We start from the raw sequence: 17,534 nt of genomic DNA on the forward strand, positions 1-17,534 counted from the left end.
GGACGGGAGTCGACCGCCCGTGCAGGCTCAGTGCTGCGAGGTCTCCAGCGCGCTCGCGCGCCGCTGACCCTGGGCGGCGGACTTGACGGTGTCGACCGTCTCCTTCGCCTCACGGATGGCGCGCTCGGGCTTGCCGTTGACCTTCTGGCGCTGGCTGTTGCCGATGAGTCCGAGGACGGCGGCGATGAGGAAGAGGACGCCGGCCATGATGAGCAGGCCGGCCCACCACCCGAGCCAGATGCCGATGACCCCCGCCAACCCGAGCCAGAGGAGCCCCAGGCCGTAGAGGCCGAAGACGGCCGCGCCGGCGAACATCCCGGCGCCCTTGCCGGCATGGGAGACGTCCTGCATGATCTCGGTCTTGGCGAGCTCGAGCTCACCGCGCATGATCTGCGAGACATCCAGGGACACGTCGGAGACGAGCTGACCGAGGGAGCGCTTGCCGGCCGTTCCGGCCAGCGCGGAGGTGTCGGTCTGTGCAGGAGTTGCCATGAGCCGATCGTATCTTGCGCGAACGACAGGTGCAGCGCGGCCGATCACGACAGCGTCCTGCGGACGTCGAGGTGGGGTGAGGCCCTGCGGGCAAGCACGGTGCCCGCCCGGCACCCCCTGTTCAGTGCCGAGCGGGCACTCGTGTCGACAACCGGTCCCGTGACAGCCGGCGGAGCCGCACCCTCCGAAGAGGGGGCTCCTGGGTCGATACCACCAGTCTGACAGTGGATACGGAGTGGTCAGAGCCACTTTTGGCAAAGATTTGTTAAAGACTTCCGGGTAGGGCCTGGGTGCGGGTTCGGCGCAGCGGTGGCCGATGAGGGCGAGCCGGTGCCGCATACAGTGACCGGATGACCAGCCCGCTGCGCGCTCTCGAGGCGCTCGCCGCCCTCCCCGGCGTCACGGACGGGATGGATCGGGCCCGCGAGGCCTGCACCACCCTGCGGTGGCACGAGGGTCTGCGGCGCCGCATCCCCGAGGCTGCGGCGGAGTCGAGGGTGCGCGGGGCCGCCGCCTCGGGGCTCCTGGAGGGGGCTGAGCCGGCGGGCTCCACGCGCAGCGTCGCCGTGGTCCGCGATCTCATGCGCGGTGCGCTGGAGCAGGCGCCGGTCGATGATCCGTTGTGGCGCACGGTGCTGGCGTCCGCCCGCGTGACGGCCCGGACCGAGGGCGTGACCCTGGCCGACCTGGGGGCCCCCGCTCAGCTGGTGGCCGGACTTCATACCGCGGCCTCGGCAGGCCTCCTGCCCGCGCGCGAGGTCGGGAGGCCACGCCTCGAGGGTGAGTCGGCCGAGGGTGTGGAGGTGCTCGGCCCGGCGCCGGGGGTGGCCGAGGCCCGGGTCCGTCTGGCGTCGGTCCACGACCTGCTCCGGCTCGTGCCGGGCGGGCAGCAGCCGGCGTTGCTCCTCGCCGCCGTCATCCACGCCGAGATCGTGGTCGCGCGACCTTTCGTCGCGGGCAACGGTCTGGTTGCCAGAGCGCTCGAGCGCATCCTGCTGCGGGTTGCCGGGGTCGACCCCACCGGGGTGGCGGTGCCCGAGAGCGGTCACGCCGAGCGGGCCGGGACGGACTACCGGGGAGCGCTGGCGGCCTATGCCTCCGGTGACCCGGACGGGGTCCGGCTCTGGTTGGAGCACTGCGCGGGGGCGGTCGTCCGAGGCGCTGCCGAGGGGGGTCGGATCGCCGACGCCGTGCGGGTCGGACGCCTGGGAGGCCCTACCGAGGAGCGGCGTTGAGCTGCTGGCCACGGGCTCACGCAGGGTGGTGGCGTGATATCCCCGGGGGTATGACGGGGCGCCCGTGATGTCCGGCACTCGCGGTGTCGGGTACAGCTTGCATTAGGCCTCGCCGGTCATGCATACTTGAGGAACAGCGCTCCTCGCAAGAGTTGTAGCGCGGGTGTTTAGGGTCATCCCCCCCTGACCTTGGACACCGACGGCCCCGGCTTCCCCCCCGCCGGGGCCGTCCCCTTTTCCCACCCATTCCCGGATAACCGGGGTTCGGCCTGCGGGCCCGTTACCGTCGCCCGTCGGTGGCCGTCTCGTCCACACCGTCGCCGCGTCCGCACGGTCGTCCACAGATCTGCGGCACCCGGTGGCGGACCGGACGGCCCGTGGGTGACCGTCGTGCCATGACCACGACGACCCGTCCGCGCGAGTCGGACCTGCACGCGGCGCTCGGCCCCCTCGGGCCGCTCCTGGAGGACCCCCGGGTGACGGACGTCCTCGTCAACGGCGAGTCGGGCGTCTGGGTCGACCGCGGCAGCGGAGCCGAGCCCTCGCCCGTGCGGTTCGTCGACGAGCGCAGCGTGCGCCGGTTGGCCGTCCGCCTCGCCGCCCTCTCCGGCCAGCGGCTGGACGAGTCGAGCCCCTGGGTGGATGGGCTGCTCCCGGGCGGCCTGCGCCTGCACGCCCTGCTGCCACCGTTGGTGGGAGGCGGGGCACACCTCAGCCTGCGGATCCCCCGACAGGTGGTGCCGAGCCTGGACGACCTCATCGACTGGGGGGCCGTGGACCCGGTCGCCGCCAGGGTGCTCGACGCCGTCGTGCGCTCGCGGGTGTCCTTCCTCGTCAGCGGCGGCACCGGGTCGGGCAAGACCACGCTGCTCGGGGCGCTGCTGTCCCGCTGCGCGATCGGCGAGCGGATCGTCGTGGTGGAGGACGTCAGGGAGCTGCGGATCGACCACCCGCACGTCGTGCACCTCCAGGGCCGTACCGCCAACGTCGAAGGCCGCGGCGAGGTGACGATGACCACCCTCGTCCGCCAGTCCCTGCGCATGCGCCCCGACCGTGTCGTCGTCGGAGAGGTCCGCGGCGCGGAGGTGCGCGAGCTGCTCACCGCCCTCAACACCGGTCACGAGGGCGGGTGCGGCACGGTGCACGCCAACGCGGCCCGCGACGTCGTGGCCCGGTTCACCGCCCTCGGGGCGCTGGCCGAGATGTCGGGTGAGGCGGTCCAGGCGCAGCTGGTCAGCGCCATCGAGGTGGTCATCCACCTCGCCCGCGACGCCGCCGGTCGTCGGTGCCTGCGCGAGGTGGCCGTGCTGCGAGCCCGAGAGGGCCGCCCCGAGTGCGTCACCGCACTCGAGGGTGGGCCTGGTGCCTGGCGTCCCGGCCCGGGGAGTGCTGAGCTGGCCGCGCGCCTGGGCCTGCCACCCGAGGACCTGCCGTGCTGAGCTCGGCCGCACCGGCGCTCGCCCCGCTGCTCCTGGCAGCGCTGGCGGCCGCCAGCGTGCTGGTGCGACCCCGTTCCGGGGCCCAGGTCGCCCCCGACGGCTACGACGTCGCCCCGTCGGACGACGGCGTCGCGGCCACGCCCGACACCGCCCTGGATCAGCCCAGGAGGGGCCGGGCCGCAGCCACCCGGAGCCGGAGGGCGCTGGGTCGTCGGCTCCTCGCCCGACTGGGTCGGCTCCGCGGGGGACGACGTGACCCGGATGCCGACCTCGTCGCGCGGGAGCTCGAGGTGGTCGACACCATCGCTGCAGCCCTGGAGGGTGGGCTGCCGGTGGGCCGGGCCGTGGAGCTGGCGCTGGAGCGCACCCGCCCCGCGGTTCCGGGCGCCGGGCCGGACTGGGGCATCGTGGCCCGGGCCGCGCAGGAGGGCGAGCCGCTCGCCCCGGCGTGGGAGCGCCTGGCCCGGCGCTCCGGCACCCCGACGGTCGCGGCCGTGGCGCGGTCCTGGCAGGTGGCAGCCCGGTCGGGGGCGCCCCTGGCCGAGGCGTTGCGCGTCAGCGCCCGGACGGCTCGCGAGCGCCGGCGCCTGGAGGACGCCGTGCAGACGGCCAGCGCCGGGGCCCGGGCCACAGCGACCGTGCTGACCCTGCTGCCGCTGGCGGGCATCGGGCTGGCGGCGATGCTGGGCGTGCACCCGGCCGCGCTCTACGCCACCCCGCTGGCGTGGGCCTGCCTCGGAGCTGGGGCTGCGCTGCTGCTGCTGGGTCAGGTGCTGGTGCGTCGACTGATCGCCCAGGTCCTCGCAGGTGCGCGATGACAGGGTCACCGGGGGAGGGGTCCTCGTGCTGACCTCGACGACCTGGCTGCTGCCCCTGCTCGCGGTGGTCGCCGGAGCGGTGCCGCTGGTGTGGTGGGCGCCGTCGGCGCAGGGGTGGACCCCGCCGCGCGGCCGGTCCGGTGGCGCGTCGGGGAGCGACACGCAGGCTGCTGTCCCCGAGGCGCTCGACCTGCTCGCCCTCGCTCTCCAGGGCGGGAGCTCGCTCGGCGCGGCGGCCCATCACGTCGCCGCGGTCCTGCCACCGCCGCTCAGCGAGGAGCTGGCGGACGTCGGCCGCGATCTGCTGCTCGGGATCGATGCGGGGCCGAGCTGGGAGTCCGCGGGTCGGCACTGGCGACCCGCCCGGACGAGCATGGAGATCGCCGCCCTCGCCGGCGTGTCCCCGGGGCCGGCCCTGCGTCAGACCGCCTCGGACCTGCGCCGACGCACGGTCGCCGCGGTGGAGGTGGCGACCGCCCGTCTGGGGGTCCGCCTCGTCGTGCCGCTGGGGCTGGCCTTCCTGCCCGGCTTCGTGCTGAGCACGGTCGTGCCGCTCGTCCTCGCCCTCGTCCGGGAGCAGTCCTGGTGAGGCCACTGAACCGACCGCCCGGCGGTCACAGACGTGCGTCTCACCGTGAGACGCACCCACCCACAAGGAGGGGAACCATGAAGAAGAAGAACACCACCATCGGCGCGGCCCTGCGCCGGCTCCGCGAGCGTGGCGACGCCGGCATGACCACGGCGGAGTATGCCGTCGGCACCATCGCCGCCTGCGCCTTCGCCGCGGTGCTGATGGCCATCCTGCAGTCCGGAGGGGTCAAGGGCGTCGTCACCTCGGTCATCACGACCGCACTCTCGGTGTCGTTGTGAGCCGGCGCGGGCATCATGGCGGTGACCGGGGGATGGTCAGCGCCGAGATGGCGCTCGTCATCCCCTCGGTGCTGCTGGTGCTCGCGATCTGCCTGACCGCGCTCAGCCTGGGGGTGGATCAGGTCCGGTGCGAGGATGCGGCGCGCGTTGCAGCGCGCGCCGCATCCCGCGGGGAGGACACCGGGCTCGTCCGAGATGCCGCACTGCAGCGAGCACCCCACGGGGCCAGCGTGTCCGTGGAGGGTGACGCCGAGGGCGTGCGGGTGGTGGTCCGGGCCCGAGCCCGTGACCGGCTCCTGCCCGGCCTGCCCGCCGCCGAGGCGAACGCCCGGGCGGTGTGGGAGCCCGGAGCGGCGCCATGAGCGGTCGGCACACGCGGCCCCGCCACCACGTCGGGGCAGCCGGATCGGCCGTCACCTCGGCCGGTGGATCGACCGGCAGCTGGGCCGGCCGTGGCGAGCGCGGCTCGGCCTCCGTGCTCGGGATCGGGGTGGTGGTCGGGCTGTCCACCGTGCTCGTGCTGGCCCTCGGGCTGGTGGCCGTCCTCGTCGCCGGGCAGCAGGCGCGCACGGCCGCCGACCTGGGAGCGCTCGCCGCAGCGGGTCAGATGGTCCAGGGGCTCGGCGACGACGCGGCCTGCGCGCGAGCCAGGCAGGTGGCGCACGAGCACGGGACGAGTCTCCAGAGCTGTGTGGTGGACCCCGCAGGGGCCTCCCCCTGGCCGGAGGTCACGGTGCAGGTGGAGCGCCCCGTCATCGGCACGAGGTGGACGGTCAGCGTGCGGGCTCGGGCGGGAGCGACGGCTGCTCGGGCCACTCCCAGCTGACCTCGAGCTGCCCGCCGGGGATGCCCGCTGCGATGAGGTGGGTCGCGAGATCGGCGCTCAGGCTCAGCTCCCTGGGCTCCTCCTCGCCGACACGGCCGAAGCAGCGCGCCGGGACGCGGTAGCGGTCGAAGGGCGCGGTGATCACGGCCGAGGAGGTGCCCTTGGGGATGAACCTGGCATACCTCGGCCGGGTGGTGCGGCCGCGGTCGACGACCTCGTACTCCAGGACGTGGTGCTGGCCGGGCAGCAGCGGTGCGCCGAGGAGCATCTCGGCGGCGACGATCGGGGAGGAGGGGTGGCGGCGCACCCGGCCGACCCGGCAGCCGATGAGCGCGCGCATGCCCAGCACCCCGGACGACGAGCCGTCGCGGCTCATGTAGACGGCCGTGTAGCGGTCAGGGAAGCCGCTGACGGCCTCGACGACCAGCCGGGTGCGGATCGATCTCAGGCACCCACGGCTGTCGATGGTGAGGACCTCGTCGACGACCCGGGTGGCCAGCACCCCGGCGGAGCGTTCGATGAGCGGCGAGATGGTGGCGGCCATGTCCTCGGAGAGCGACTGGCCGACCGAGGCCAGGAGGGCCTGGGCCCCGGCGGGGGGGGGGGGCACTTGCCCCGGGGGCGGTGCGGGCCGAGCAGGGAGATGAGGGCTCCGGGCGCCAGCCCGGCCATCCGCTCGATCTCCCGGATGGCTTGCAGGGAGACGGCGCGCTCGGGCCGGCTCCGCCCGGTCTGCCAGTGGCTGAGGGTCGAGAGGCTCACCGACACCCCTTTGCGGCGCAGCCGGTCGCGGACCCGCTCCAGCGTCAGACCGCTGTCGGAGAGGGCGGCCCGCAGCGCGGCGTCGAACGGGCCCGAGTGCAGCACGCTGCGGGTCGCTGCGCGGCGCGATGTCGTCATCGACCCTCCTCGTCCGGTCCGGTGTGGCCCAGGGCGACCACCTCGACGCACGCTACGCCGGTGCGTCCATCGTCATCGACAGACGAGCCCCGCCGCACGCTCAGATGTGAAGTTCCACAGTTGGAGTGCATCCCGGCTCGCCCTCACGCAGCGCCGTGACGCGTAGGACGGCTGCTCAGACGGTGTTCTGCGCGACAACGCGCTTTTCACAGTTGCCCCGACGCATCCGTGAGTCTGTGGAGATGTCGCAGGTCATGGGTTTGACCTGGCATCACCGAGTGCGGTGAGGTCAGCAGGTAGTGGCGGACGGTATGACGATCTGGAGGTGGGGTCAGATCGACATGCCCGGGGCTCGACTGTAGGGGGGTTGAGCCCCGGTCCGTCCCCCTTCACGTGGCGTCGGCTCAGGCCCGGTCGCCCGGGACCGACCCGGTCGACCCGCTCGCGGTGCCGCCTGCGCCCGGCGTCTGCCGCGGCAGGATCGGGGTGGTCGTGCGGTCGGCGGCCGCCGAGGAGTCGGAGGCGGGGCGGGGCTGGGTGGTGCGGGGTGCGCCGGCGGCATCCGACCCGAGCCGCTGCGCGTCGCGCTCCCGCTCGACCCGCCGGTCGGAGTCCTTGGCCTGCCGACGCAGCTCGCGGACCTCCCGGGCGCGACGTGCCTTGGAGCGGGTGCCGACGGCCAGCAGCCAGAGACCACTCGTGGCCGCCGCCAGCGTGATGCCACCGACGACGAACAACCAGATCGGGGTGATCTCCACGTTGAGGATGCCGTAGGAGATCTGGACGGGGTCCATGCCCCGGGTGGCGAGCCACATGTAGATCACCACGGCCAGGGCGACGAGCAGCAGGATGAGGCCAAAGACGACCATGGCAGACCTTTCGAGGAGCGGATGTCCCACGAGGGGCGCGGTGACCGGGCGGCCCCCATCAGGCAGAGGGTAACGCAGCGGGGCTGCTCCGGCCGCGTCGATCAGCCCGTCGGGACGACGACCTCGCGCTCGCTCAGCAGGTGCCCGAGCACGGCGACCGCACCGTCCTTGTCGAGGGGCTCGTTGCCGTTGCCGCACTTGGGCGACTGGACGCACGCGGGGCACCCCGCCTGGCACCGGCAGCTCTCCACGAGGTCGCGGGTGGCGGACAGCCAGCGCACCGCTGCGGCGAAGGCCCGCCGACTGAAGCCGGCCCCTCCGGGGTAGCCGTCGTAGACCATGACGGTGGGCAGGCCGGTGTCGGGGTGGAGCGCCGTGGAGACCCCGCCGATGTCCCATCGGTCGCAGGTCGCCAGGAGCGGGAGCATCCCGATCGAGGCGTGCTCGGCGGCGTGCAGGGCCCCGGGCACATCCTGCTCGGCCACCCCGGCGAGGGCGAGCTCCTCGAGCGGGAGGGTCCACCACACCGCCTGGGTCACCAGGGTGCGGGCCGGAAGATCGAGCGGGTGGGTCCCGATGACGGTGCCGTCGGTCAGCACCCGCTGGAAGGCCGTCACCTGCGTGGTCACCTCCACCTTGCCCGTCGCCAGCGACGCCGCCCCCCAGCTCTGTCGGGTCTGCTGCTCGCGGATGCTGAAGGTGCTCTCGCTCCGGGCCCGCGTGCTCCAGCCAGGATCCCCGGCCACGACGAGGGCGACCGAGCCGTCCAGGTCGAGCTCGGTGACGACGTACGGCTCGCCCTGGTGGACGTAGACCGCCCCCTGATGGACGGTCGTGAGGGCCCGCGCCTCGTCCACCGTGCCGAGCACGCGTCCGCTGCGCGCGTCGACGATCTGCACGGTCTGCCCGGCGCCGCGCAGGGCGACGTGGTCGGTGGCCCGGTCGGGGCGGGCCCAGTACCACCCCGTGGGGCGGGCCCGCAGGACGCCGCCGACGACGAGCTGCTCCGCGAGGGCGCGCAGGCCGGGGCCGAACCAGCATTCGTCCGCCTCGGTCAGCGGCAGCTCGGCGGCGGCGGCCGCCAGGTGCGGGCCGAGGACGTAGGGGTTCTCCGGGTCGAGCACGCACGTCTCGACCGGTGCCTCGAAGATGAGCTCGGGGTGGGTGAGGAGGTAGGTGTCGAGCGGGTCGTCGGCCGCGACGAGCACCGCCAGGGACGGGGAGCCGCTGCGTCCGGCGCGGCCCACCTGCTGCCAGAAGGAGGCGCGCGTGCCCGGCCAGCCGGCCATGACCACGGCGTCCAGCCCGGCGATGTCGATGCCCAGCTCCAGGGCGCTGGTGGCGGCGAGTCCCATGACGGTGCGCTCCCGCAGCGCCGACTCGAGCTCGCGTCGCTCCTCGGGAAGGTAGCCGCCGCGATAGGCGGCGATCCCCGCGGCGGTCCCGCTGCGTGCCTCCCTGGCCTGCCGGGCACGGGAGGCGACCTGCTCCACCCCGACCCGGGAGCGCGCGAAGGCGACCGTCTGCACGTCGGAGGAGACGAGGTCGGTGAGCAGGTCGGCGACCTCGCCGAGGGTGCTGCGTCGGCGGCCGTCCTCGAGCTCACCCGGCTGCCAGAGGGCCACCACCGCCTCGCGGCGGGGGGAGGCGTCGGCGGTCACCGCCACGACGTCCTGGCCGGTCAGGGCCCGGGCCAGGGGCTCGGGCTCGGCCACGGTCGCCGAGGCGAGGACGACGGTGGGGGTCGCGCCATACCTCGCCGCCACCCGCAGCAGCCGACGCAGCACCGCCGAGACGTGGGCGCCGAAGACCCCGCGGTAGATGTGGCACTCGTCGACGACGACGTAGCGCAGCGCCCGCAGGAAGGGGGCCCAGCGCTCGTGCCCGGGCAGCAGCGTGTGGTGCAGGAGGTCGGGGTTGGTGAGGACGTAGTGCGCGTGCTCCCGGATCCACCGGCGTTCCTCGCTCGGCGTGTCACCGTCGAGGCGCGCGACCCGCACGTCGGGCACGGCCAGGGCCTGCAGCCGCGACTCCTGGCCGGCGCCGAGGGCCTTGGTCGGCGCGAGGTAGAGCGCGGTCGCCCCCCGGCCGGTCACCGCGCCGGTGCCGTCGCTCAGCTCCGTGAGCACGGGGATGAGGTAGCCGAGCGACTTGCCTGACGCCGTGCCGGTCGAGACGATGACGTGCCGTCCGGCGTGGGCGAGCTCGGCCACCTCCGCCTGGTGCGCCCAGGGGGCGTCGATCCCGTGCCCCAGCAGCGCCGCCTTGACCGTGGGCGCGCACCACGAGGGCCAGGGTGCGGTGCGGCCCTCGCGGGCGGGCACGGTGCGGACGTGGCGCAGGCGTTCGGCCCGGGCTCCCTCGGTGAGGCGGGCCAGGGTGGTGTGGGGGTCGAAGGTCGCGGAGCACAGGTCGTCCATCTCGACGACCACGCTACGCCGCCGCTCCGACATACCTCGTCGTCCGCAGGTCGGGATGCTAGGCGTGCGGGCGCCTGATCACTACAGTGGCGACATCCGAACGATGTCCCGCGGACCCACCGCGTCGTCGCCCGCGAAGATGCGGGCCCTCTGAGGAGGCATACATGTCCCCAGTCGCTGCCGCGAGCGATGTCTCGCTCTCGGGTGCCGACACCTCGATCGTCGTCGTGGTGCTGTGCATCTCCCTCGTCGCCCTCGTCATGGGCTTCATGTTCCGCAAGGAGGTGCTGGCCGCCTCGCCGGGCACGGCGTCGATGCAGGAGATCGGCGGTGCCGTCCAGGTGGGGGCCTCGGCCTACCTCGGGCGGCAGTTCCGCACCCTGGGGGTCTTCGCCGTCGTGGCGTTCTTCCTGCTCATGGCGCTGCCGGCCGACGACCTCTTCGTCCGGGTGGGCCGCTCGATCGCCTTCATCTTCGGCGCCGGCTTCTCCGCCTTCATCGGCTGGCTGGGCATGAACCTCGCCACCGCCGCCAACATGCGCGTCGCCGAGGCGGCCCGCACCACTGGTCGCGACGACGGCATGCGCATCGCCTTTCGCACCGGCGGCACCGTGGGTATGGCGACCGTCGGGCTCGGTCTGCTCGGCGCGGCGCTGGTCGTCCTCATCTTCCAGGGCGACGCGGCCAAGGTGCTCGAGGGCTTCGGCTTCGGCGCCGCCCTGCTCGCGATGTTCATGCGCGTCGGCGGCGGCATCTTCACCAAGGCCGCCGACGTGGGCGCCGACCTCGTCGGCAAGGTCGAGGCCGGGATCCCCGAGGACGACCCCCGCAACGCCGCCACCATCGCCGACAACGTCGGCGACAACGTCGGCGACTGCGCCGGCATGGCCGCCGACCTCTTCGAGTCGTATGCCGTGACGCTCGTGGCGGCGCTCATCCTCGGCACCGCGGCGCTGGGCAGCGAGGGCGGCCTGACCTTCCCGCTCATCATCCCGGCCATCGGTGTCCTCACCGCGATCATCGGCGTCTACATCACCAAGGCCCGCCCGGGGGAGAACGGCCTGCAGGCCATCAACCGCAGCTTCTACATCTCCGCCGGGATCGCGGCCGTCGCCTCCGTGGGGGCGGCCCTGGTCTTCCTGCCGACCGAGCTCGCCGTGACCAGCGGGCTGGAGCTCGAGGTCGCGGCCGACGCCGACACGGTCAACGCGGCCGTCGGTGCGGCGGCCTCCGTGGTCATCGGCATCGTGCTCGCCGCCTTCATCCTCTGGTTGACCGGCTACTTCACCGGCACCGAGAGCCGACCCACCAAGGACGTCGCCCGCACCTCCCTCACCGGCCCGGCGACGGTGGTGCTCTCCGGCATCGGGGTGGGCCTGGAGTCGGCCGTCTACACCGCGGTCACCATCGCGGCGGCGATCTTCGCGATCTTCACCCTCGGCGGCGGCTCGCTCATCCTGGCGCTGTTCTACGTCGCGCTGGCCGGCTGCGGCCTGCTCACGACGGTCGGCGTCATCGTGGCCATGGACACCTTCGGCCCGGTGAGCGACAACGCGCAGGGCATCGCCGAGATGTCCGGCGACGTCGACGGCGAGGCCGCGCAGATCCTCACCGAGCTCGACGCGGTGGGCAACACGACCAAGGCCATCACCAAGGGCATCGCGATCGCGACCGCCGTGCTCGCGGCGACCGCGCTCTTCGGCTCCTACCTCGACGCGATCCTCCAGGCCCTGGAGGGGGCCGGCGAGGCCAGCGCCGACGTGCTCCAGTCCTTCCTCGTCTTCGACCCGCGCGCCCTCGTCGGGGTCCTCATCGGTGGCTCGGTCGTCTTCCTCTTCTCCGGGCTGGCCATCAACGCCGTCACCCGCGCGGCCGGCGCCATCGTCTTCGAGGTGCGCCGCCAGTTCCGCGAGAAGCCCGGCATCATGGACTACTCCGAGAAGCCCGACTACGCCCGCGTCGTGGACATCTGCACCCGCGACTCCCTCCGTGAGCTGGCCACCCCCGGACTGCTCGCGGTCTTCGCCCCGATCGCCGTCGGGTTCGGCCTCGGCGTCGGTGCCCTCGCCGGCTACCTCGCCGGCGCGATCGGCACCGGCGTGCTCATGGCGGTCTTCCTGGCCAACGCCGGTGGCGCCTGGGACAACGCCAAGAAGATCGTCGAGGACGGCAACCACGGCGGCAAGGGCAGCTCGGCCCACGAGGCGACGATCATCGGTGACACCGTCGGTGACCCGTTCAAGGACACCGCCGGCCCGGCCATCAACCCGCTGCTCAAGGTGATGAACCTCGTCGCGCTGCTCATCGCCCCGGCGATCATCGGCCTCACCTACGGCGAGGGCGCCAACGACCTCATCCGCTGGGGCATCGCCCTGGCCGCCCTGGCCGTGATCGTCGCCGCCGTCGTGGTGTCCAAGCGCCGCGACATCGCCATCGGCGACAGCGACGACGTGCCCGCGACGGCGGTCGAGCGCTGAGCCTGCCGCCGCCCTCCGTCGATGACCCGGGCCTCCTGGCGGACCTGCGGGCCGACCTGGGCGAGGTGGGCTACACCGTCGAGGCCCTGACGCAGGCCCTCGGGCCGGTCGCGGTGGCCGCGCTGCACCGGGAGCAACCTCTCCCGGCGCAGCGCGTCGCCGCAAGTTCGGCCGACCCCGTGCTGGTCCTGTGCCGGCTCTTCGCCCTCGGCGGGCGGGTCCGGCGCGACCACCTCGACGCCGCCCTGCCCCGGCTCGGCGCACAGGGCCTGCTCGGGCTGGGCCTGGCGGTGCAGGTCGAGGACGGCCTGGAGGCCGTCTGCGACCTGCGCCCCTACGCCACCGACCACGAGTCGTGGTGGGTCGTCTCGGACCGCTCGGAGATGGTGACCGGCGGCCCGTTGCCGACCGACCACGTCCTCGGCATCGGCGGCGCGTCGACCACACTGGCCAGCTGGACGCCGCGGCCGCGGGTCGAGCGGGCTCTCGATATCGGCACCGGCAGCGGGGTGCAGGTGCTGCACCTGGCCGGGCACGCGGCATACCTCGTCGCGACCGACCTCTCCGAGCGGGCGGTGGCCTTCGCCCGCTTCACCCTGGCGCTCAACGACGTGGCCGCCGAGCTGCGGACCGGCAGCCTGCTCGAACCGGTGGCGGGGGAGCGCTTCGACCTCGTCGTCAGCAACCCGCCGTTCGTCATCACGCCACGCGCCCCGGAGGTGCCGGTCTACGAGTACCGCGACGGGGGCCAGGCGGGGGACGCCCTCGTCGCCGGGCTCGTCCGGGACCTCGGTGAGCACCTGCGCCCCGGGGGCATCGCCCAGCTGCTCGCCAACTGGGAGCTGCGCGCGGGTGAGGACTGGGCCGAGCACGTAGGGGCGTGGTTCGCGGGCACCGGGGTGGACGCCTGGGTCGTCCAGCGGGAGGAGCAGGACGTCGCGGACTACGCCGAGACGTGGGCGCGCGACGGTGGCCACCAGCCGGGCACCCCCGGCTTCGAGGCGTTGTATGCCGCGTGGCTCGACGACTTCGCCGCGCGCGGGGTCGAGCGGCTCGGCTTCGGCGTCGTGACGGTGCAGCGACCGGCGACGGACCGTGAACCCTGGCTGGACCTCATGGACGTGCGCGGCCCGGTCAGCGCCCCGATGGGCCCGGCGGTGCTCGCCGGCCTGGAGGCCCGCACCTGGCTCGCCGAGCACGACGACGCCGAGCTGCTGGGCACCGCGTGGCAGGTCGCCGACGACGTCACCGAGGACCGCATCGGGCGGCCCGGTGAGCCCGACCCGCAGGTCATCCAGGTCAGGCAGGGGGGCGGGCTGCGGCGCACCGTGCGGCTGGACACGCTGGGTGCCGGGCTGGTGGGAGCCTGCGACGGGGAGCTGACCGCCGCCCAGCTCTGCTCGGGGCTGGCGGTCCTCACCGAGCAGGACACCCCCGCGGTCGAGCAGGCCGTCCTGCCGACGCTGCGCGAGCTCGTCAAGGACGGGCTGCTGCGCTGAGGTCAGGGGCGAGGCGCCGGGTGCGCGCCACGCCGGGTCGCGGACGCCTCAGGCGGCGCCGAAGCGGTAGGCCGAGCGGGAGATGAAGAACTGCCGGCCCAGCTCACCGCTGCGGCAGGTCACGCCGTCCTCGGCGGACTGGCAGGACGTGTCGCCGATCTGGAGGGTCAGGCCGTAGTCCAGGACGGCGGCGTCGGTGTCGTCCACGCCGGTCGTCGGGGCGCCGGCGGCGTCGGCCCACCAGCCGCCCTGGTCGGTCGCAGCCACGGTGGTGAGCTGCTCGGGCGGGCAGGTCCAGGCCCCGCCGGCGTCGGTGAGCAGCATCGTGTCCATCACGTCCGCCGGGCAGTCTCCGACGGTGCTGGCGACGAGGTGGGCGGGGTCGGGGGAGTAGGTCTTGTCGAGCAGCTGGCAGGCGGCGCTGGCGTCGTTGACGACGCAGGCGATGTTGCCGGTCGGGGTGACGAAGGCGGCACGGTCGCCCTGCACGGTGATGGTGGAGCCCTCCTCATCGACGCTCCGGTCGCCACGGTCGAGCTCGATGTCGGCGGGCTCGGTGGGCGGGGCTGCGGGCTCGGCGGCGTCGGAGTCCTCGGACCCGCCGGCGCCCGAGGTGCCCCCGCCCTCCTTCGGCTCCGCGCTGGCGGCCTCGCCCGCCTCGGCTGCGGCGTCCGCGACCGAGGCGTCCTCCCCGGCGCCGGAGTCGTCGTCGCACCCGGCGAGGACGATCGAGCCGAGCGCGAGGAGCGCTGCGGCCGACCTCGCCCGGTGGCCCAGCGACCGGCCGGTCCCTGGGCTCGTGGTCACCGTCCGTGTCGCGCCGCGTGCCGCCATAGGGAGTCAGCGTAGCCGCTGGGGCCGCATGGGCTACGGTGACGCCCGAGGTCCCCGTGTCGGACGTCGCGACGAATCCGCGGCACACGGGGCGAAGGAGATTCCGTGGCACCTGGTAGCAAGCTGGTCATCGTCGAGTCGCCCGCGAAGGCGAAGAAGATCGGCGAGTATCTCGGCAAGGACTTCCGCGTCGACGCGAGCGTCGGCCACATCCGTGACCTGCCGAACCCCTCGGAGCTCCCGGCCGACATGAAGAAGGGGCCCTACGGCAAGTTCGCCATCGCCGTCGACGACGGCTTCGACCCCTACTACGTGGTCGACGCGGACAAGAAGAAGAAGGTCACCGAGCTCAAGCGGGCACTCAAGGACGCCGACGAGCTCTTCCTCGCGACGGATGAGGACCGCGAGGGCGAGGCCATCGCCTGGCACCTGCTCGAGGTGCTCAAGCCCAAGGTCCCCGTGCGCCGCATGGTCTTCCACGAGATCACCAAGGAGGCCATCCAGCGGGCCGTCAACGACACCCGGGAGCTCGACACCGACCTCGTCGACGCCCAGGAGAGCCGCCGCATCCTGGACCGGCTCTACGGCTACGAGGTGTCTCCGGTCCTGTGGCGCAAGGTCAAGCAGGGGCTGTCGGCGGGACGCGTCCAGTCGGTGACGACCCGGCTCGTCGTGGAGCGCGAGCGCGAGCGGATGGCCTTCAAGGTCGCCTCCTACTGGGACGTCGAGGGCGAGTTCGCCCCGGGCGGCAACAGCGGTCAGGGCTTCGAGGCCAAGCTCACGGGCATCGACGGCTCGAAGGTCGCGAGCGGTCGCGACTTCGCCGACGACGGCACGCTCAAGAGCGCCAAGGCCGTGCAGCTGGACGCCGCGGCGGCCGAGGCGATCGCCGCCGGCACCCGGGAGGCCGACGTCGTCGTGCGGGAGGTCTCCGAGAAGCCCTACACCCGCCGCCCCTCGGCGCCGTTCACGACCTCCACCCTCCAGCAGGAGGCGTCCCGCAAGCTGCGGATGAACAGCCAGAGCACGATGCGCACCGCGCAGCGGCTCTACGAGAACGGCTACATCACCTACATGCGGACCGACTCGACCAGCCTGTCGAGCCAGGCGGTCGGGGCGGCCCGCAGCCAGGCCCGCGACATGTACGGTGCCGACTTCGTCCCCGAGGTCCCGCGGGTCTACGGCAAGAAGGGCAAGAACGCGCAGGAGGCCCACGAGGCGATCCGCCCGGCGGGGGACTCCTTCCGGACCCCGGCCCAGGTCGCCGGCGAGCTGCGCGGCGGCGAGTACGCCCTCTACGAGCTCATCTGGAAGCGCACCGTCGCCTCGCAGATGGCCGATGCCAAGGGGTCGACCGCCAGCGTCAAGCTCACCGCGACCCTGCCGGCGGGGACGCGGGCCGCAGGCACGACATACTCCAGCGCGGAGTACTCCGCCTCGGGCACCGTCATCACCTTCCGCGGCTTCCTCGCGGCCTACGAGGAGGGTCGCGACGAGAGCCGCTACGGCGAGGACAGCGCGATGGGTATGCGACTGCCCAAGCTCAGCGAGGGCGTCACCCTGGAGACGTTGCGCGCCGAGGCGCAGGGTCACCAGACCAGCCCGCCCGCCCGCTACACCGAGGCCACCCTCGTCAAGGCGCTGGAGGAGCGCGGCATCGGCCGCCCCTCGACCTACGCGGCGACGGTGGGCACGATCCAGGACCGCGGCTACGTCCACAGCCGGGGGTCGGCTCTCGTCCCGACCTGGCTGGCCTTCGCGGTCACCCAGCTGCTCGAGCAGCACTTCCCGCGGCTCGTGGACTACGACTTCACCGCCGCGATGGAGACCGACCTCGACAAGATCGCCCGGGGCGAGGAGCGTCGGGTCGCCTGGCTGCAGCGCTTCTACTTCGGTGACCAGGCGTCGACGACCGAGGGCCTGCGCGACCTGGTGGCGGACCTCGGCGACATCGACGCCCGGGCGATCTCGGCGGTGACCACCGGCGACGGCACCGTGGTGCGCGTCGGCCGGTACGGCCCCTACGTCGAGCTGCCCGGTGAGGACGGCGAGACGCCGCGCCGGGCCACGGTGCCGGACGAGATCGCGCCGGATGAGATGACCGCGGCCAAGGCCGAGGAGCTGCTGGCGGCCGCGGCCGACGACGGCCGGGTGCTCGGCACCGACCCCGAGACGGGCCGGGAGATCATCGCCCGCAGCGGGCGCTACGGCCCCTACGTCACCGAGGTCGTCGACGACGACGCGGACGGGGAGTCGGGGGCCAAGGGTGCCAAGAAGAAGGCCAAGGTCAAGCCGCGGACCGGGTCGCTCTTCGCCGACATGGACCTCGCCACGATCGAGCTGGACACCGCGCTCAAGCTGTTGTCGCTGCCCCGTGTCGTCGGCCAGGACGCCGAGGGTGTGGACATCACCGCCCAGAACGGCCGCTACGGGCCCTACCTCAAGAAGGGCACCGACAGCCGTTCGTTGGAGACCGAGGCGCAGATCTTCGACATCACCCTCGAGCAGGCGCTGGCGATCTACGCCCAGCCCAAGCAGCGGGGGCGCGGGGCCGCCAAGCCGCCGCTGGCCGAGTTCGGCGAGGACCCGGTCTCGGGCAAGAAGGTCGTCGTCAAGGATGGCCGGTTCGGGCCCTACGTCACCGACGGGGAGACCAACGCGACCCTGCGCCGTGGCGACGACCCGGAGAGCCTCACCGAGGAGCGGGCCTTCGAGCTCATCGCGGAGAAGCGTTCCAAGGGGCCGACCACCCGCAAGAAGCCGGCTCGCAAGGCGCCGGCGAAGAAGGCGCCCGCCAAGAAGGCCCCCGCGAAGAAGGCCGCGCCCAAGAAGGCCTGACGCACGAGGGTCCGGCG

Annotated in this window: 15 protein-coding genes; 10 read left to right on the plus strand and 5 right to left on the minus strand. The window is 73.5% G+C overall.

Annotated features, from left to right (window positions below; genetic code table 11):
* Positions 1-27 precede the first annotated feature (27 nt).
* The gene (locus FA582_RS02285) at positions 28-492 is read right to left on the minus strand and encodes a phage holin family protein (RefSeq protein ID WP_010148246.1); all 465 of its coding nucleotides are present in this window, start codon (positions 490-492) and stop codon (positions 28-30) included.
* Positions 493-842: 350 nt separating this feature from the next.
* Here FA582_RS02285 and FA582_RS02290 point away from each other — a divergent pair, with 350 nt between their 5' ends.
* The 7 genes from FA582_RS02290 (at position 843) to FA582_RS02320 (ending at position 5,680) form a co-directional block, all read left to right on the plus strand.
* A complete protein-coding gene (locus FA582_RS02290) occupies positions 843-1,727 on the plus strand; it encodes a Fic family protein (protein ID WP_010148245.1) in 885 nt (294 codons plus the stop codon).
* A gap of 395 nt (positions 1,728-2,122) precedes the next feature.
* Positions 2,123-3,166 (plus strand): TadA family conjugal transfer-associated ATPase, encoded by a 1,044-nt coding sequence (locus FA582_RS02295; RefSeq protein WP_010148244.1) that lies wholly within the window; start codon positions 2,123-2,125, stop codon positions 3,164-3,166.
* Positions 3,160-3,984: a type II secretion system F family protein gene (locus FA582_RS02300; RefSeq protein ID WP_010148242.1), complete on the plus strand. Its 825-nt coding sequence runs from the start codon at positions 3,160-3,162 to the stop codon at positions 3,982-3,984. Before FA582_RS02295 ends, FA582_RS02300 begins: the two co-directional genes overlap by 7 nt.
* Entirely contained in the window at positions 3,974-4,573 is a 600-nt protein-coding gene (locus tag FA582_RS02305) for a type II secretion system F family protein (RefSeq protein WP_010148241.1), read from the plus strand. Before FA582_RS02300 ends, FA582_RS02305 begins: the two co-directional genes overlap by 11 nt.
* A 77-nt stretch (positions 4,574-4,650) precedes the next feature.
* Entirely contained in the window at positions 4,651-4,854 is a 204-nt protein-coding gene (locus FA582_RS02310; protein ID WP_010148240.1) for a DUF4244 domain-containing protein, read from the plus strand.
* Positions 4,851-5,216 carry a TadE family type IV pilus minor pilin gene (locus FA582_RS02315; protein WP_202980110.1) on the plus strand — a complete coding sequence of 122 codons (366 nt, stop codon included), beginning with the start codon at positions 4,851-4,853 and terminating at the stop codon, positions 5,214-5,216. Before FA582_RS02310 ends, FA582_RS02315 begins: the two co-directional genes overlap by 4 nt.
* Positions 5,213-5,680 (plus strand): Rv3654c family TadE-like protein, encoded by a 468-nt coding sequence (locus FA582_RS02320; protein ID WP_051125192.1) that lies wholly within the window; start codon positions 5,213-5,215, stop codon positions 5,678-5,680. Before FA582_RS02315 ends, FA582_RS02320 begins: the two co-directional genes overlap by 4 nt.
* Here the strand turns inward: FA582_RS02320 and FA582_RS02325 are convergent.
* From FA582_RS02325 to FA582_RS02335, 3 genes are all read right to left on the minus strand, one after another.
* Positions 5,628-6,290 (minus strand): hypothetical protein, encoded by a 663-nt coding sequence (locus FA582_RS02325; RefSeq protein ID WP_029541250.1) that lies wholly within the window; start codon positions 6,288-6,290, stop codon positions 5,628-5,630. The genes FA582_RS02320 and FA582_RS02325 overlap by 53 nt on opposite strands.
* 694 nt (positions 6,291-6,984) lie before the next feature.
* A complete protein-coding gene (locus FA582_RS02330) occupies positions 6,985-7,449 on the minus strand; it encodes a leucine-rich repeat flightless-interacting protein (RefSeq protein ID WP_010148237.1) in 465 nt (154 codons plus the stop codon).
* A 101-nt stretch (positions 7,450-7,550) separates the two neighbouring features.
* A complete protein-coding gene (locus tag FA582_RS02335; protein ID WP_010148236.1) occupies positions 7,551-9,902 on the minus strand; it encodes a DEAD/DEAH box helicase in 2,352 nt (783 codons plus the stop codon).
* A 131-nt stretch (positions 9,903-10,033) separates the two neighbouring features.
* Between FA582_RS02335 and FA582_RS02340 the strand changes: the two genes are divergently transcribed.
* Together FA582_RS02340 and FA582_RS02345 are read left to right on the plus strand one after the other, a co-directional pair.
* Complete coding sequence (locus tag FA582_RS02340) at positions 10,034-12,346, plus strand: sodium-translocating pyrophosphatase (protein WP_010148235.1); 2,313 nt, start codon at positions 10,034-10,036, stop codon at positions 12,344-12,346.
* A 65-nt stretch (positions 12,347-12,411) separates the two neighbouring features.
* Entirely contained in the window at positions 12,412-13,845 is a 1,434-nt protein-coding gene (locus tag FA582_RS02345) for a DUF7059 domain-containing protein (protein ID WP_010148233.1), read from the plus strand.
* Between the two features lie 48 nt (positions 13,846-13,893).
* On the opposite strand, the gene FA582_RS02350 is transcribed toward FA582_RS02345, so the two are convergent.
* Positions 13,894-14,679, minus strand: coding sequence for a hypothetical protein (locus FA582_RS02350; protein ID WP_010148232.1), 786 nt, complete (start codon positions 14,677-14,679; stop codon positions 13,894-13,896).
* Between the two features lie 105 nt (positions 14,680-14,784).
* On the opposite strand from FA582_RS02350, the gene topA reads away from it, so the two are divergent.
* Positions 14,785-17,517: a type I DNA topoisomerase gene (gene topA, locus FA582_RS02355; protein WP_010148231.1), complete on the plus strand. Its 2,733-nt coding sequence runs from the start codon at positions 14,785-14,787 to the stop codon at positions 17,515-17,517.
* Positions 17,518-17,534 lie beyond the last annotated feature (17 nt).

Source organism: Serinicoccus profundi (genome assembly GCF_008001015.1).
Lineage (GTDB): Bacteria > Actinomycetota > Actinomycetes > Actinomycetales > Dermatophilaceae > Ornithinicoccus > Ornithinicoccus profundi.

Excerpts from the sequence above, each read along its gene's own strand:
- FA582_RS02335 (WP_010148236.1), bottom strand. The coding sequence starts at position 9,902 with ATGTCGGAGCGGCGGCGTAGCGTGGTCGTCGAGATGGACGACCTGTGC.
- FA582_RS02310 (WP_010148240.1), top strand. The coding sequence starts at position 4,651 with ATGAAGAAGAAGAACACCACCATCGGCGCGGCCCTGCGCCGGCTCCGC.
- FA582_RS02320 (WP_051125192.1), top strand. The coding sequence starts at position 5,213 with ATGAGCGGTCGGCACACGCGGCCCCGCCACCACGTCGGGGCAGCCGGA.
- FA582_RS02330 (WP_010148237.1), bottom strand. The coding sequence starts at position 7,449 with ATGGTCGTCTTTGGCCTCATCCTGCTGCTCGTCGCCCTGGCCGTGGTG.
- FA582_RS02290 (WP_010148245.1), top strand. The coding sequence starts at position 843 with ATGACCAGCCCGCTGCGCGCTCTCGAGGCGCTCGCCGCCCTCCCCGGC.
- FA582_RS02285 (WP_010148246.1), bottom strand. The coding sequence starts at position 492 with ATGGCAACTCCTGCACAGACCGACACCTCCGCGCTGGCCGGAACGGCC.
- FA582_RS02340 (WP_010148235.1), top strand. The coding sequence starts at position 10,034 with ATGTCCCCAGTCGCTGCCGCGAGCGATGTCTCGCTCTCGGGTGCCGAC.
- FA582_RS02350 (WP_010148232.1), bottom strand. The coding sequence starts at position 14,679 with ATGGCGGCACGCGGCGCGACACGGACGGTGACCACGAGCCCAGGGACC.
- FA582_RS02295 (WP_010148244.1), top strand. The coding sequence starts at position 2,123 with ATGACCACGACGACCCGTCCGCGCGAGTCGGACCTGCACGCGGCGCTC.